At 61.2% G+C, this 14,360-nt stretch carries 11 protein-coding genes; 6 read left to right on the top strand and 5 right to left on the bottom strand.

From position 1 onward, the window contains the following. Nucleotides 1–50 precede the first annotated feature (50 nt). Nucleotides 51–794 (top strand): pyruvate formate-lyase-activating protein, encoded by a 744-nt coding sequence (gene pflA / locus KUV72_RS19395; protein ID WP_222239472.1) that lies wholly within the window; start codon nucleotides 51–53, stop codon nucleotides 792–794. Nucleotides 795–927: 133 nt separating this feature from the next. Here pflA and sstT read toward each other — a convergent pair whose 3' ends face one another. The 3 genes from sstT to trpB all read right to left on the bottom strand — a co-directional run bounded on the left by sstT (nucleotide 928) and on the right by trpB (nucleotide 4,576). Then, nucleotides 928–2,157 (bottom strand): serine/threonine transporter SstT, encoded by a 1,230-nt coding sequence (sstT, locus tag KUV72_RS19390; protein ID WP_206944865.1) that lies wholly within the window; start codon nucleotides 2,155–2,157, stop codon nucleotides 928–930. Between the two features lie 298 nt (nucleotides 2,158–2,455). After that, nucleotides 2,456–3,301: a tryptophan synthase subunit alpha gene (gene trpA, locus KUV72_RS19385; protein WP_261317587.1), complete on the bottom strand. Its 846-nt coding sequence runs from the start codon at nucleotides 3,299–3,301 to the stop codon at nucleotides 2,456–2,458. A gap of 27 nt (nucleotides 3,302–3,328) precedes the next feature. Beyond that, entirely contained in the window at nucleotides 3,329–4,576 is a 1,248-nt protein-coding gene (gene trpB / locus KUV72_RS19380) for a tryptophan synthase subunit beta (protein ID WP_222239471.1), read from the bottom strand. Nucleotides 4,577–4,720: 144 nt separating this feature from the next. Here trpB and KUV72_RS19375 point away from each other — a divergent pair, with 144 nt between their 5' ends. From KUV72_RS19375 to KUV72_RS19355, 5 genes are all read left to right on the top strand, one after another. Next, complete coding sequence (locus KUV72_RS19375; RefSeq protein ID WP_206944845.1) at nucleotides 4,721–5,668, top strand: LysR family transcriptional regulator; 948 nt, start codon at nucleotides 4,721–4,723, stop codon at nucleotides 5,666–5,668. 211 nt (nucleotides 5,669–5,879) lie between these two features. After that, a complete protein-coding gene (locus KUV72_RS19370; protein ID WP_222239470.1) occupies nucleotides 5,880–6,377 on the top strand; it encodes a hypothetical protein in 498 nt (165 codons plus the stop codon). 24 nt (nucleotides 6,378–6,401) lie between these two features. Continuing rightward, entirely contained in the window at nucleotides 6,402–8,780 is a 2,379-nt protein-coding gene (locus KUV72_RS19365) for an ATP-binding protein (RefSeq protein WP_222239469.1), read from the top strand. A gap of 336 nt (nucleotides 8,781–9,116) precedes the next feature. Next, a complete protein-coding gene (locus KUV72_RS19360; protein ID WP_206944842.1) occupies nucleotides 9,117–9,596 on the top strand; it encodes a molybdopterin-dependent oxidoreductase in 480 nt (159 codons plus the stop codon). Between the two features lie 6 nt (nucleotides 9,597–9,602). Then, on the top strand, nucleotides 9,603–11,840 hold the full coding sequence (locus KUV72_RS19355; protein ID WP_222239468.1) for an ATP-binding protein: 2,238 nt from the start codon (nucleotides 9,603–9,605) through the stop codon (nucleotides 11,838–11,840). Nucleotides 11,841–11,948: 108 nt separating this feature from the next. On the opposite strand, the gene KUV72_RS19350 is transcribed toward KUV72_RS19355, so the two are convergent. Both KUV72_RS19350 and KUV72_RS19345 read right to left on the bottom strand, forming a co-directional pair. After that, nucleotides 11,949–13,217, bottom strand: coding sequence for a threonine ammonia-lyase (locus KUV72_RS19350; protein WP_222239467.1), 1,269 nt, complete (start codon nucleotides 13,215–13,217; stop codon nucleotides 11,949–11,951). 278 nt (nucleotides 13,218–13,495) lie between these two features. After that, nucleotides 13,496–14,182: a gamma-glutamylcyclotransferase gene (locus KUV72_RS19345; protein ID WP_261317586.1), complete on the bottom strand. Its 687-nt coding sequence runs from the start codon at nucleotides 14,180–14,182 to the stop codon at nucleotides 13,496–13,498. Nucleotides 14,183–14,360: the final 178 nt, after the last annotated feature.

Here is a 14,360-nt window from a genome sequence, read left to right as displayed (position 1 = left end):
CTCTGGCTCCGGGAATTTTCCCCGGAGCCCTTTTCTTGCGAGGCCACGCCATGTCCCGTATCGGCCGTCTTCATCATCTCGAGAGTTGCGGTGCCGTCGATGGCCCCGGTATCCGCTTTCTGGTCTTTCTTCAGGGCTGCGTGATGCGCTGTCAGTACTGCCATAACCGGGATAGCTGGGATCTGAAAGGAGGACGCGAGGTCAGCGTGGAAGAGGTCATGGCGGAAGCGCGAACCTATCTACCGTTCATGCGCGCCTCCGGAGGGGGCATCACCTGCAGCGGGGGGGAGGCGCTGCTGCAGCCAGCCTTCGTGCGGGATCTGTTCGTGGCCGCCAAGGCAGAGGGGATGCACACCTGTCTCGATACCAACGGCTACGCCTGCCATTACGACGATGTGCTCGATGCACTGCTTGATGCCACCGACCTGGTGTTATTGGACATCAAGCATATCGAGGAAGGGGCCCATCGCGTGCTGACGGGGATTTCCTCTCGTCGACCCTTCGCCTTCGCACGTCATCTGGCGGCGATCGGCAAGCCGACCTGGATTCGACAGGTGATCGTGCCGGGCCATACCGATAGCGACGAGATGATGCACCGACTCGGCCAGTTTATTCAGACCCTGGATAACATCGAGCGGGTCGAGCTGCTGCCTTACCATGGTCTGGGCGAGTACAAGTGGGAGGAGCTGGGACAGCACTATCCGCTGGCCGGACTTGAACCTCCGAGTCGCGAGACCATGGAGCGCCTGGTGGCGATTGCCGCTCGCTATCATCCGCAGGTGGTGGCGGGCTGAGCGACGGCGTCATGCGTTCCATCAAGCCTGTCCAGCAAGCCCGCTAAGCAACGCCCAGTCAGCAAGCCTTCCAAGCAAAGCCCCCGTCACCGCAGGGTGACGGGGGCTTGGTTCGTGCAGCCGCAGGAGGGGATCAGTCGACGGCTGTGCTGCGCTCGGCTCTGCGGCTGGCGGCGGCGGTGAACAGCACATCGGTGGACGAGTTAAGCGCGGTTTCCGTGGAGTCCTGCACCACGCTGATGACAAAGCCGATCGCGACGACCTGCATGGCCACATCGGCGGATATGCCGAACAGGCTGGCCGCCATGGGAATCAGCAGTAGCGAGCCACCTGCGACACCCGAGACTCCGCAAGCGGCAAGCGCCGAGACGATGCACAGCAGCAGTGCGGTGGCAAAATCGACGCTGATGCCGAGGGTGTGGGCGGCCGCCAGTGTGATCACCGTGATCGTGATGGCCGCACCGGACATGTTGATGGTGGCACCCAAGGGGATCGAGATGGAATAGGTGTCCTCGTCCAGCTCCAGGCGCTTGCACAACTCCATGTTGACCGGAATGTTGGCGGCACTTGAGCGTGTGAAGAAGGCGGTGATGGCACTACCGCGAAGGCAGCTGAATACCAGAGGGTAGGGGTTCTTGCGGGTGGTCAGGAAGACGATCAAGGGGTTCGTGACCAGCGCCACGAATACCATGCATCCCACGATGACGGACAACAGGCGGCCATATTCCATCAGTGCGCCGATGCCGGCTTCGGCCAGGGTGCCGGCGACCAGGCCAAAGATGCCGAGCGGTGCCAGGCGGATCACCCAGCGGACGAGGGTAGAGACCGCGTCGGACAGGTCATTGATCATTCCCTTGGTGGCGGACTGAGCGTTTCTCAGCACCAGGCCGAGGCTGATGGCCCAGACCAGAATCGCCACGAAGTTGGCTTCCATCAGCGCGGCAATCGGGTTGGCGACGGCACTGAGCAACAGGTTGCGTAGGATTTCGATCACGCCGCCGGGAGGGTTGCCGCTGGCCTGGGCGGTATCCAGCGTCAATTCTGTGGGAAACAGGAAACTTGCGGTGACGGCCACCAGAGCGGCCACCAGGGTGCCGGCAAGATACAGCATGAGTACGCTGTGGATCTGGGTCTGACGACCTCGCTGGTGGTTGGCGATGGCGGCCATCACCAGCACAAACACCAGCACAGGCGCAACGGCCTTCAGGGCAGAGATAAAGACCTGCCCGAGCAGCGAGACCGAAGCCGCAAGGTCTGGGGACAGGGTGGCGACAATAATACCCAGCAGGATGCCGATCACAATCTGGGGTATCAGCCCCAACCGGTTCAGTGCCTTGAAGGGGACGCTCAGGGTGTTGGACATGACTCTGATCTCGAAGCGTGGTGTGTGCATCGACCGTCTCGCGCAGACGGATGGGGTGGCTTGTGGCCGGAAGGGGCGGGATTCTACCATCGCTGACCCGTATTACGGGTTCGACTTAAGCATGAGAATGGCAGAAAGAATATCGCGGGAGCAGACGTCAGGCAGAGGACTGGACGTCGATATCGCGGGTTTCTGGCAGGAATCGCCGTGATTGTTACTCTGGACCCATCATGGTAGAGGGCATAAAGACTCGACCACTCCGCGGGAGTGGTCGAGTGATACATGACAAGTGCCCGTGTTAGCGGGAGGGAGCGTGACCTGCCTGGGCCAGCGCGTTGGCAAGCTCGCGCGTCAGCTCCAGCACCGCCTGGGTGCCTGCCTGGGGTGTCTCTCCGCTGGCCTGGGCATCTATCAGAGCGGAGCCAACCACCACGCCATCGGCAAAGGCGCCAATCTCCTTGGCCTGGGCGGCGGTGCGAATGCCAAACCCGACGGCGACGGGAATGTCGCTGTGAGTACGGATGCGATCCAGCTCCTGCTTGACCCGCTCCGCACTAGGCGCTGCACCACCCGTCACGCCATTGCTGGAGACGTAGTAGAGAAAGCCTGACGTGTTGGCGAGCACGCTGGGTAAACGTTCGGCGTCGGTCGTCGGGGTGGCCAGACGAATAAAGTTCAGACCAGCCTTGGCGGCGGGCAGGCACAGCTCGTCATCGTGCTCCGGCGGCAGGTCCACCACGATAAGGCCATCGACCCCGGCGGCCTTGGCCTGATCGAGGAAGCGCTCAACGCCGCGAGCGTAGATGGGGTTGTAGTAGCCCATCAGTACCACCGGCGTGAGAGTGTCGACTCGGCGGAGTTCGCGCACCATCTCCAGGGTGCGGTCCATGGTCTGACCGCCCTCCAGCGCACGCCGAGTAGCGTGCTGAATGGCGGGGCCATCTGCCATGGGGTCGGTGAACGGCATGCCAAGTTCGATCACATCGGCCCCGGCCTCGCCCAGGCCCTTGAGGGTCGCGAGGCTGGTAGCGTAGTCGGGATCACCGGCGGCGATATAGGTCACCAGGGCGGCGCGGCCTTGCTGGCGGGTAGCGGCAAAGCGCTGGGCCAGGCGTCCTTGTGAAGTGGCTGGGGATGTCATCATGTCTCTCCTGAGGATAAGGGGCGCAGGTCAGACCGGGCCATTGGCGGTGTCGAGCCCTAACTCTTCAGCCAAGCATTGCGTCGCGGTGGTCATGTCCTTGTCGCCGCGACCGCTGAGGTTCACCACCATCAGGTGATCCTGGGGGAGGCCGGGCGCACGTTTGATCACTTCTGCCAGGGCATGGGACGACTCCAGCGCAGGAATGATGCCTTCCTTACGGCACAGCAAGGTGAACGCGTCCAGCGCCTCGCGGTCACTGGCGGCCACGTACTCGGCACGCTCAATGGCATGCAGCCACGCATGTTCGGGACCAATGCCGGGGTAGTCGAGGCCGGCGGAAATCGAGTGCGCATCGCTGATCTGTCCCTCCGCATCCTGCAGCAGGAAGGTGCGATTGCCATGCAGCACGCCTGAACGTCCGCCTTTCAGGCTGGCGGCGTGACGAGGAGTGTCGAGCCCCTCGCCAGCAGCCTCTACGCCAATCAATGCCACGTCCTGATCATCCAGGAAGGGATGAAACAGTCCCATGGCGTTGGAGCCGCCGCCGATGCAGGCCACCAGGGAGTCGGGCAAGCGTTGTTCCTTGTCGAACAGCTGCTCGCGAACCTCCTGGCCGATGACCGACTGGAAGTCACGCACCATGGCAGGATAGGGGTGAGGGCCTGCCACCGTGCCGATGATATAGAAGGTGGTATCGACGTGGGTGACCCAGTCTCGCAGGGCCTCGTTCATGGCATCCTTCAGGGTCCCATCGCCGGCGGTCACGGGAATCACCTTGGCGCCAAGCAGCTGCATGCGCTGTACATTGGGTTGCTGGCGGTGGATGTCGGTGCTGCCCATGTAGATGATGCACTCCATGCCGAAGCGTGCCGCCACGGTGGCGGTCGCTACACCGTGCATGCCTGCCCCGGTTTCGGCGATGATGCGACGCTTGCCCATGCGGCGTGCCAGTAGAATCTGGCCAAGGGCGTTGTTGATCTTGTGAGCGCCGGTATGCATCAAGTCCTCGCGCTTGAGGTAGATGCGTGCGCCACCCAGATGCTCGGTCAGACGTTCGGCAAAGTACAACGGACTCTTGCGGCCCACGTAGTCGGCAGAAAGCCGTGCCAGCTCGTCGGCGAACAGTGGATCTTTGCGAGCTGCTTCATATTCCCGCTGCAGGTCAAGAATCAACGGCATCAGTGTCTCGGCGACAAAGCGTCCCCCGAAGTCACCAAAGAACCCTCTTGAGTCGGGCCCCTGGCGGAGGCTCTGTGTCGTGTCGTGTTGGCTCATCGGAAGCTCCAAAGCTGTCGCGGCGCGACCAGCGCCATGGGTGTCGAGGCCAAGAATAACCGCTGACGGACACCTGAAAAATCGATATCGTTGCACTAATCTGTGAGAAAAATTCACATATCTGGCCGTGGTCGGAGGTGCATCATGACAGATCAGGGACGCCGGGGAGCGCCCGTCACCTTGGCAGGGGACAGGCTGCCGTCAATGCGAGCGCTGAGAGCTCTGGAGGCGGTAGCGGAACTGGGCAGCGTGTCCCGGGCCGCGACCGCGTTGCACCTTACCCACGGGGCCGTGAGCCGTCAGATCAAGGGGCTTGAGCAGCAGCTGGGCGTGCACCTGCTGGAAAGGGAGGGCAGAGGAGTGCGCCTGACCGAGGCGGGTCAGGAGCTCGCCGATGCCATCGGCTTCCATCTAGGAGCGTTAGCCAGAGTGTGCAGTGACGTGTCGCAGCGGGGACAGGGGCGCCCCTTTGTGCTGAACTGCCCCGGCTCATTTCTGGCTCGCTGGTTTATCCCGCGCCTGGCGGCGCTGAAGACGGCGCTTCCGACGCTGGAACTGCACCTGAGTGCCAGTGAAGAAGGGGAAGGTGTGCCGCCAGGAGCGGACGGTGTGCTGCGGTTCCAGCGCCTGCCCGATAGCCCCGACGAGCGTGCGCTTATTCGAGTGCTGGGGAAGGAGCGTATCGGCCCTGTCCACAGCCCGCATTATCAGGTCGCGTCCACTCAAGGGGCGGGCCGGCGGCAGCCGCAAGAGCTCCTGGGGCATCCTTTGCTGCATACTCGCTCGCGGCCGTCAGCCTGGAGTGACTGGTGTTCCCAGCAGGGGATGAGCGTTGAAGGCCTCTCCATGGGACAGGGCTTCGAGCATCTTACCTATATGCTCGAGGCGACACTGGTGGGGCTGGGCGTGGGCATCTCCCCGGACTATCTGGTGGAAGACGACGTGCGTGCTGGGCGTTTGCTTGCTCCTTGGGGGTTCGTGACCACGGAGGCCTGTCTGACCCTGCATTTGGCCTCCGGGGCGCACGGCCCGCGTCATCCTCATGCCAATGATCTGGCGGACTGGTTGGCGGCTGAACTTGGCCGATCATAAGGCGCCGCTGGTGCCATGGCAGAGGGCAAGGTGGGCATGTCGTCGGGCCATAGAGCATTGGTGGGAGGCATGGGAGCCCTTGCGTTTCATCACGTGACGAATTGTGTCCTATGATTTACTATTTTAACATTCGGTACGGCTGAATCAGCATACAAGCGAAGACGATAAGCCGGAAACGCCTCCGAGCATCGAGCTCGGCAAAGGGGGAAATGTGCGATATCGCTGGCATTTTGCGGTTCTTGGGCTGACCTTGGTGTCTTCCCTGGCGATGGCGCTTGAGCGGCCTGCTGGCAAACCCTTGCTGAAGGTATCCGGCGATATTGGTATCACCAACGTGGGTGATCAGGCATGGTTTGATCGCGATATGCTACTTGCGCTGGATCAAGGGCGCATCAGCACCCACCTTCCCTGGTACGACGGAGCATCGGTCTACGACGGTCCACTGCTGATGGCCTTGCTGGAGGCAGTAGATGCTCGCGGCATGGAACTGCGGGTTGGGGCACTGAATGATTTTGCGGCGACCATTCCCGTGGGAGACGCGAGAGATTTCGGCATTGTCCTGGCGATGTCTCGCGATGGCAATGTGCTCGAGGTGCGCCATCAAGGCCCTCTGTTTGTCATCTATCCCTTTGATGAGCGGCCCCATCTCTATAACGCGGTGTATCTGACGCGCTCGGTCTGGCAAGTGGAGTCCATCGATGTGCGTTGACGTCTTGCGGCCCAGGGTCCGGACATGCTGAGTTTGCCCTATCGCTCGCGGGTAGCCGCGACGGCCACCGTGATGTTCTTCGTGGCCGCGTTGGTCGCGGGTGGTTTGACCTTTGATCGTCAGCAGGAACTTCAGCATCGAATTCTGGATACTGTCACCTGGAATCTGTATCAATTCGATCGCATGGTGCGAGAAATGCGCATCCTTGTGGCCGAAGCGCCGGCTGATGCCATCGATGAGCTGGCGCTGGACTTCGAGATTCTGCAGGGGCGCAATGACCTGTTACGACAAGGGCAAACCCGCGCCTTCCTGCGTCAGACCCAGGCCTCCCAAGCGCTTTATCTGCAGAGTGAACAGCTGATTGACGAGCTGGCTGTGCGGGTGGGGGATCTCGTGGCCGGGGCGCCGCTGGATAAAACGGCAAGAGCGTCACTGCGGCAGACACTGACGCAGCTGCAGGCCTCAAGTCTCGACATGTTGCTGCAGCATAAGGCTAGCGTGGCTGACATTCGCACCCGTGATACGCAGTCGTTACTGCGCCTCTATGGGGTGGTGCTGGCCTGTATCGTGTTGATCATGGGAGCTGGCACCGTATTGGTACTGGCTCTGATGCGTGAAGGGCGTGCGCACACGCTCAAGGCTGAGCTGTTGCAAGCGCAGTCTCGCGCATTGAAGGATGCGGTGGAGAGAGCCGAGAGCGCAAGCCGCGCCAAGACCGACTTCATGGCGATCATGAGTCACGAGATGCGCACGCCGTTGAGCGGCGTCATGGGTATGGCTGACCTTTTGCGGGACGAAACCCTGAGTGAGCAGGGCAAGCGCCATATCGAGGGCCTCGAGGCCAGTGCGACCGGTCTGAAAAGCGTTATCAACGATGTGCTTGATTTCACTCGTCTGGAAAGCGGGCGCATCGATGTGGAGCAGGAACCCTTTGCCCTGCGGGGAATGCTCGAGCAGGCGACGCTTGGGTATCGTTCACGCCATCAGAGCGACGTACAGTTCTTGATGCGACTGGCCCCTGACCTGCCGGATTGGGTACTTGGCGATCTGCATCGGCTGCGCCAGGTCCTGCAGAACCTGCTCAACAATGCGTTCAAGTTCACGCGCCAGGGCTTCGTGATGCTGCGCGTCAGCCGCGCTCAGGATGAGAGAATTTCGTTTGTGGTCTATGACACGGGATGCGGTATCTCGAAGCAGGATGTGGATCGCGTCTTCGAGCCCTTCGAGCAGTCTGACTCGGTCATGGCCCGACGCCACGATGGTGCCGGCCTGGGGCTTCCCATCGCCCGTAATCTGGTCCGCGCCATGGGCGGAGACCTCAAGCTGGACAGCCAGTTGGGCAGTGGCTCCCGTTTCTGGTTCGAGCTGCCATTACCTGCCTGCGATGAAGCGGCGCTGGAGGAGACCACCCATAGCGCTGCGCTAGAGGCGTTGGCACCGCATCATGTCCTGGTGGTGGATGACAATCCGCTGAATAGCGAGCTGGTGGCCAGTATGCTGGCCCGGCTGGGGCAGTCCTGCGAGCGGGTCGCCAATGGCGAGGAAGCCCTGCAAGTCTTGGCAAAACGCGAGTTTGATCTGGTCTTGATGGACTTGCAGATGCCGGTAATGGATGGATGGGAGACGACCCGAAGGTGGCGTGACAAGGAACGCGCTGGGCGTGGTGTGGATGGCGATGAAGACTACCGTCTGCCGATCATTGCAGTGACGGCCAACGTGCTGCCAGAGCATCGCAGGGCAAGTTTGGAGGCGGGCATGGACGACTTGATCGGCAAGCCCTTCACGCGCCACGACCTTGCCTGCGTGCTGGAGCGCTATCCTTCACGGGTCTACCCCTCCCTGGATGGCAAGGGCGTTATCCAACAGGGTGTTGTTCACAAGCCCGCTGATGGTTCTTTCCACGACCCCGCTGATGGCTCTCTCGGAAAAACCGCTGATGGCTCTCTCGGAAAAACCGCTGATGGCTCTTTTCACAACCCCGCTGATGGCTCTTTCCACAACCCCGCTGATGGCTCCTTTCACAGCCCCGCTGAGGGCTCTGTCGACCGCCCAGCAGTGATCGCCTCCACCACCCTTCAGGAGTTGCGTTCGATGGTCTCCGCGGATGCTTTGGAGCGCATGGTGCGTGGCTATCTCGCGCGCTTTCCGGCCCGCATCGCGCGTATGTCTCAAGCCCGTGAGGAAGGTGACCTGTCGGTGCTGGTGTCCGAGGCCAGCGAGTTACAGCATGCATCCCGTACCCTGGGATGTCTCGCGGTGGCCGAGGTTGCGCAGCGACTTCTGGACTGCGTCGGGGAGCAGCGGCTGGAGGCGGTCGCGTCCTTGATCAGCGAGCTAGAAGAGATGGGCACCCAGACTGGCCTGGCCTGGCGCCAGGCAGGTGTGTTCGACAGCTTGCGCTAAACCCGTTTTGCCGCGTGCTTGACTGACTGACCCCAAGGGTTCTGCTCTCACCGTTGTTGCTTCGTCTGTGGCTGGCGCAGGCTCTGCGAATGGCGCACGGCTGTGTGATGGGGTCGCTGTCTCCCCATCTCATTGCCGATCTTGAGGACAGTTTACGCTCTTTCGCGGCCGTTGGTGCTGTGATCAGGGTTGACCCAGAGTTTCCCTTGAGGCAGCACTGGCAGTAGCATATTGCTGATACGGCACAGTTTCACAGGAAAGCTCGGTCTTCAGCGGAGAGATTTTATGCAGCGGCAGCAGGGATGGTGCAGCAAAGCAGTACAGACGTGGCGACTCATGGCTCTGGTGATGTTGCTGATGACGACAGGCCCTTCGCTGGCTCTGGAGTCTCCACAGGAGCGTGTCATTCTCACGCTTTCCGGTCAGCTTACGTCTCCCAACGTCGAAGACGAAGCCCACTTCGATGCTCGTATGCTGGAGTCCTTGCCGCAGCATGACGTGATCACCGGTAACCCTTGGATAGACGGTCAGTCGCGGTTCTCTGGTCCTCTCCTGCGCGATGTGCTCGATGCCGCTGGTGCTGAAGGCAGTGAGCTGCGTGTGATCGCGATCAAGGATTACGAGTCGCTGATTCCGATTGAAGATGCCGAGCAGCATGACGTCATTCTGGCCATGCGCCGTGATGGCGAGCCCATGCGCATTCGCGACAAGGGGCCGCTGTTCGTGATCTACCCTTTTGACGAAGAGCCTGACCTCAAGACGAACATCTACTTCAGTCGTTCTGTCTGGCAAGTCGCTCGAATCGAGGTGCGCTGATTGGCCATGCCCCAGCTTCTGCGCATCAAGGCGCCCGCCGTTGCCGCCATCGTCTTCATCGTCGCCGTGGTGATCACGGGCGGCTTGATCTATGACCGCAGTAACTCACTTCACCACCGTGACATCGATACGGTCACCTGGACGCTCTACCAATATGATCGTGCGTTGAGGGATCTGCGGTTGGCGCTTTGGCAACGGGGCGATACGGAGTTGGATGAAACGTTGCTGGAGTTCGAGCTGCTCTACGGACGCTTCGTGTTCTTGCTCGAAGGACAGGCGGCGAACTTCCTGGCCAATCATGCAGCAGCAGGTGAACTGATCGGCGAGATAGAGGGCATCATGCAGTCCCTGGACGAGCGCTTTGCTGCGCTCGCCAATGGCCAGCTCACCTATGATGAGGACCTGAGGCGATCGCTGAACAACCGCCTGGCAGACGCCCAGGAGTTAAGTCGTCAATTGATGTTACAGCATGGCCGAGTATCCGCCGAAGAACGTAGCAGGGATATGCATGTGCTGGATCAACTCTACGTCGCCATGCTGATTGCCGTGCTACTGTCCCTGTTGGCCGGCGGTGTACTGATCTGGGCACTGGTCAAGGAGGCACGCCAGCATCGGCAGAAGACGCAGTTGCTGGAAGCTCAGTCTGAGGCGTTGCGCGAAGCCTACCATCGCATGGAGGTGGCAAACCGTGCGAAGTCCGACTTCATGGCGATCATGAGTCATGAAGTACGCACGCCCCTGAACGGAGTGCTGGGAATGGCCGACCTGCTGTGCGATGAAGCCCTCAGTGAGCAGGGGCGTCGGCAAATTGATGGGTTGCGGGACAGTGCTGCGGGACTGCGATCGGTCATTAACGATGTGTTGGACTATACCCGCATTGAGGCCGGTCACCTGGCCGTCGAGCGCCAGCCCTTCCAATTGCCCAGGATGCTCGACCAATTGGCCACGGGCTATCAAACCCAGAGTCGTAGCAATGTCCAGTTCCTGATGCGGGTCGCTCCTTCTCTTCCTGCCTGGGTGGACGGAGACGTACACCGACTTCGCCAAGTGTTGATGAACTTGCTCAACAATGCCTTCAAGTTTACCGAGAGTGGCTTCGTCATGCTGAGGGTTGCCGGCAAGGGCGATGACGTGTTGACGTTCATGGTCTACGACACCGGGTGTGGAATCGCCGAGGAAGATCAGCGGCGCATTTTCGAACCCTTCGAGCAGACAGACTCTGCATTGTCCCGGCGTCATGAAGGAGCGGGCTTGGGCTTGGCCATTTGCTCTCAGCTAGTGGCGGCCATGGGCGGCGAGCTCAAGGTGGAAAGCCAGCCAGGCTCGGGAAGCCGCTTCTGGTTTGATCTTCGTCTGCCGGTGGTGGAAGGAGTAGAAGAGGCGACCAGCCCCTCCTCACAGGCCTTGTCCTGCCGTCATATCCTGGTGGTCGAGGATAATGCTCTGAATCGAGAACTGGTGGTGGCGATGCTGTCGCGGCTGGGCCAGACCTGCGAGCTGGTGGGCAATGGCCAGCAGGCGTTGGAAGTGCTGATGCAGCGCAACTTCGATCTGGTGCTGATGGACATGCAGATGCCGGTGATGGACGGGCTGGAAACCACTCGCCGCTGGCGAGCCCACGAGCAGGCAATGGCTGATCAGGGCCACCGGGTCAGGCGACTGCCGGTTATTGCCGTCACCGCCAATGTGATGCCCGAGCACCATCGTGCCTGTCTGGATGCAGGGATGGATGATGTCATCGGGAAACCGTTCTCGCGAAGAGAGCTGGCCGAGATGTTGCGTCAGTATGTTCAACGAGACGCGCTGATAGTGAAGTCTGCCGCAGTAGCGGCAGACGGCGAAGAGGTGGCTCCGACGGTCGTGGCCCCGATGCTGGAAACCCAGATCAGTGTGGACGAGACCTTGCTGTCGGGAGACACCGTCGAGGAGCTGCGTCAGGTGCTCTCACCGCAGGCCCTCAGTCGCATGATCGCCAGCTATCTGCAGCGCTATCCGGCGCGACTGGGGGAGATGCGTGATGCACTGTCGCAGCATGACCACGGGCAGCTTGCGCAGCTGGCCCACGATATCAAGGGGATTTCGGCCTCGTTAGGCTGTCAGGCCGTCGAGGCTCAGGCTGCCCGCGTGGAACAACTCGCCCAGGAGAGACAAGTGACAGAGCTTGGTACTCAGCTGAATGTCCTGGCTCAGTTGGGGCCTGCGACAGGCAATGCACTGCGCTCCGCGGGGCTGTTGCGAGAATGATGCTGGCAGAGGGATGTCAGGGGTGCCCCAGTGGCAATTCACCTGGCGATTCACTTCGTGATACCACTGGGGCCATGCGAGTGACTTAGCACTCGCAGTGCTCTGTGCTCAGCGCTGGGATGTCCCCTTTGACTCGTCAGCGCTGGCGTAGCGTTCATCGGGGTGGACTTCGTTGGCGGGCATCACCGGGTCGTAGCCTTCGCGGCGAAGCGCTGCCAGGACGTCGCGGGTGTGCTCACTGCCGAGGGTTTCCAGGGTGGCCTCGACTTCTGTAGCTCGCAGTGAAAGGTCGGTAAAGGTGCGCTGGTGGGTGATGCTGATGACATTGGCGCGCTGCTCAGCCAGCAGCTGCGTGAGCTCGGACAAGGAGCCCGGGACATCCGAGATGCCGACGCGTACGCGCACGATCCGGCCTGACCTGACCAGTCCTCGCTGAATCACGGACGATAGCGCCTGCATGTCGATATTGCCGCCGCACAGTACCAGTCCTACCTTGCGACCACGGAAGCGCTCGGGTTGGCTCAGCACCGCGGCAAGTCCTGCGGCACCAGCGCCTTCAGCCACCGTCTTCTCGATTTCCAGCAGCATCAGGATAGCGCGCTCGATATCCGCTTCATCGACCATCAGGATGTCACCGACGTGCTGGCGGATCAGTTCCCGCGTGATCTGGCCGGGCTGCTTCACCGCAATGCCTTCTGCAATGGTGGCACGCCCGCAGTGAATCGGCTCGCCGGCCAGGGCTTGCTGCATGGCAGGAAACCGTGCGGTCTGCACGCCAAGAAGATCGATGGAGGGGTTAAGTCCCTTGGCCGCGACGGCGTTGCCTGCCATAAGCCCGCCACCGCCGATGGGAATGACCAGCGCCTCGAGTGACGGCTCGTCCTCCAGCATTTCGAGTGCGATAGTGCCCTGGCCTGAAATCACCTTCTCATCGTCGTAGGGATGGACGAAGACGTAGTCATGTTCGTCGGCCAGGCGCGCCGCGTAGGCACCTGCCTCGTCAACGCCATCTCCCTGCAGATGGACCTCGGCCCCCAGAGCACGGGTGTTGCTGACCTTCAGATTTGGGGTGTGACGCGGCATGACGATGACGGCGTGGATGCCCAGCCGCGAAGCGTGATAAGCCACGGCCTGGGCATGATTGCCGGCTGACATGGCGATGACGCCACGTTTGCGCTCCGCTTCGGTCAGGGCGAGCAGGTGGTTGAGCGCACCCCGCTCCTTGAAGGCAGCGGTGAACTGGTGATTCTCGAACTTGATATACAGCTCGCAACCGGTCAGGCGCGACAGGGTGGCAGAGTGCAGCAACGGGGTGCGCACGATATGGCTACCAATGGCGTCAGCGGCGTGTCTGACGTCTTCAAGAGTGACGCTCATCTGGGGTCTCCAGCGAGTAAAGGGCAGAAGCGACCTGTCGGCTGACAGGGCTCGGGCTGCCGTAAAGCGCAGTGTCGGTCAGATCACCGCGAGCGGTCCATGCGGTCAAGGCACGGTGTACTGCCAACGATCATCGAAAGAAGCCATGTAAGACAGGTCATCGAAGACAGTTAAGCGGCATCCGATCAGCGATAACAGGTCAAGACCTACGCTTCGAGAGCAGTTTTTCGAGAACGGTTTTCGGAGAACAGTGTGCTGAGAACAGGGCAGGGCGGCGCTCACTCAAGACAAGACGACTGAGGGGCCGCCTGGCGCATTCGCTGGCGTAACCGCTGTGCCAGTTGGAAGACGTGGGCATCGTCGCCGCCAAGGTCGCTCAGCGCATCCGCAAGGTTCAGCAGATAATCGCTGTTGGGGCCGCTGGGTCCGTGGGATCGGGCGATCTGCTGGACGATGTGATCGACCGGTGCATCACCAAGGTATGCCGGGTTGTCACTACTGGCGATATACACCAAGCCCGTTGCTGTCTGAGGTGTGGCCGAGACCTGGTGCTGGTTCCGGGGCTGATCGCCATTCGTCCCATGGTCGACGAAGTGCAGGGTGACACTGGCTCGCAGATAGCCATTCTTCTCGCGCAAATCCAGTGGGCTGAGCGCTTCGGGGCCGATCAGGTAGGCCATGCCCAGGCATGATGCGCCTTCCTCACGCACCAGGGTGGCGACCCTCCCGGGCGCGTCTGGTGTCCCCCGATGATCGTGGGATCCTTGCCAGAAGCGTCGGCTGTAGCCATGAATGAGGGCGGGACGACGCTTGCGATAGGCGATGTCGGCCTTCCAGATGAGCGAACCGTAGCCAAACAGCCAGAAGGTGTCCTGGCTGGCGAAGTGGCCCTGACGACGATTGATCTCGCGCGTATCTGCCGAGGACATCGGTGCTGCGTTGTCAGTGGGGTCCGTGTCTTGCATCTAGGTTCCTTGTCGCCGTCTCTCATCGGTGCTGGCCATGAAGAAGGCAGTGTCAGCGGTCGGCACGTGGTTGTGTGGTTCCGACCACCAGGTATCATGGCTGAGCCAGAGGGCGCTCCATGTCCCGTCATCACCACCCGAATAAAATTAACAGCTGGCCGGCTCAGAGAGAAGAGGG

The sequence above is a fragment of the Halomonas sp. DP4Y7-1 genome (assembly GCF_019800705.1).
In the GTDB taxonomy this organism is placed as follows: Bacteria; Pseudomonadota; Gammaproteobacteria; order Pseudomonadales; family Halomonadaceae; genus Halomonas; species Halomonas litopenaei_A.
This window is presented reverse-complemented; position numbering and strand designations above follow the sequence as displayed.

What these genes read in the sequence shown, in the direction of transcription:
- pflA (WP_222239472.1), top strand. Translation starts at nt 51, where the DNA reads ATGTCCCGTATCGGCCGTCTTCATCATCTCGAGAGTTGCGGTGCCGTC.
- sstT (WP_206944865.1), bottom strand. Translation starts at nt 2,157, where the DNA reads ATGTCCAACACCCTGAGCGTCCCCTTCAAGGCACTGAACCGGTTGGGG.
- trpA (WP_261317587.1), bottom strand. Translation starts at nt 3,301, where the DNA reads ATGATGACATCCCCAGCCACTTCACAAGGACGCCTGGCCCAGCGCTTT.
- trpB (WP_222239471.1), bottom strand. Translation starts at nt 4,576, where the DNA reads ATGAGCCAACACGACACGACACAGAGCCTCCGCCAGGGGCCCGACTCA.
- KUV72_RS19375 (WP_206944845.1), top strand. Translation starts at nt 4,721, where the DNA reads ATGACAGATCAGGGACGCCGGGGAGCGCCCGTCACCTTGGCAGGGGAC.
- KUV72_RS19365 (WP_222239469.1), top strand. Translation starts at nt 6,402, where the DNA reads ATGCTGAGTTTGCCCTATCGCTCGCGGGTAGCCGCGACGGCCACCGTG.
- KUV72_RS19360 (WP_206944842.1), top strand. Translation starts at nt 9,117, where the DNA reads ATGGCTCTGGTGATGTTGCTGATGACGACAGGCCCTTCGCTGGCTCTG.
- KUV72_RS19355 (WP_222239468.1), top strand. Translation starts at nt 9,603, where the DNA reads ATGCCCCAGCTTCTGCGCATCAAGGCGCCCGCCGTTGCCGCCATCGTC.
- KUV72_RS19350 (WP_222239467.1), bottom strand. Translation starts at nt 13,217, where the DNA reads ATGAGCGTCACTCTTGAAGACGTCAGACACGCCGCTGACGCCATTGGT.
- KUV72_RS19345 (WP_261317586.1), bottom strand. Translation starts at nt 14,182, where the DNA reads ATGCAAGACACGGACCCCACTGACAACGCAGCACCGATGTCCTCGGCA.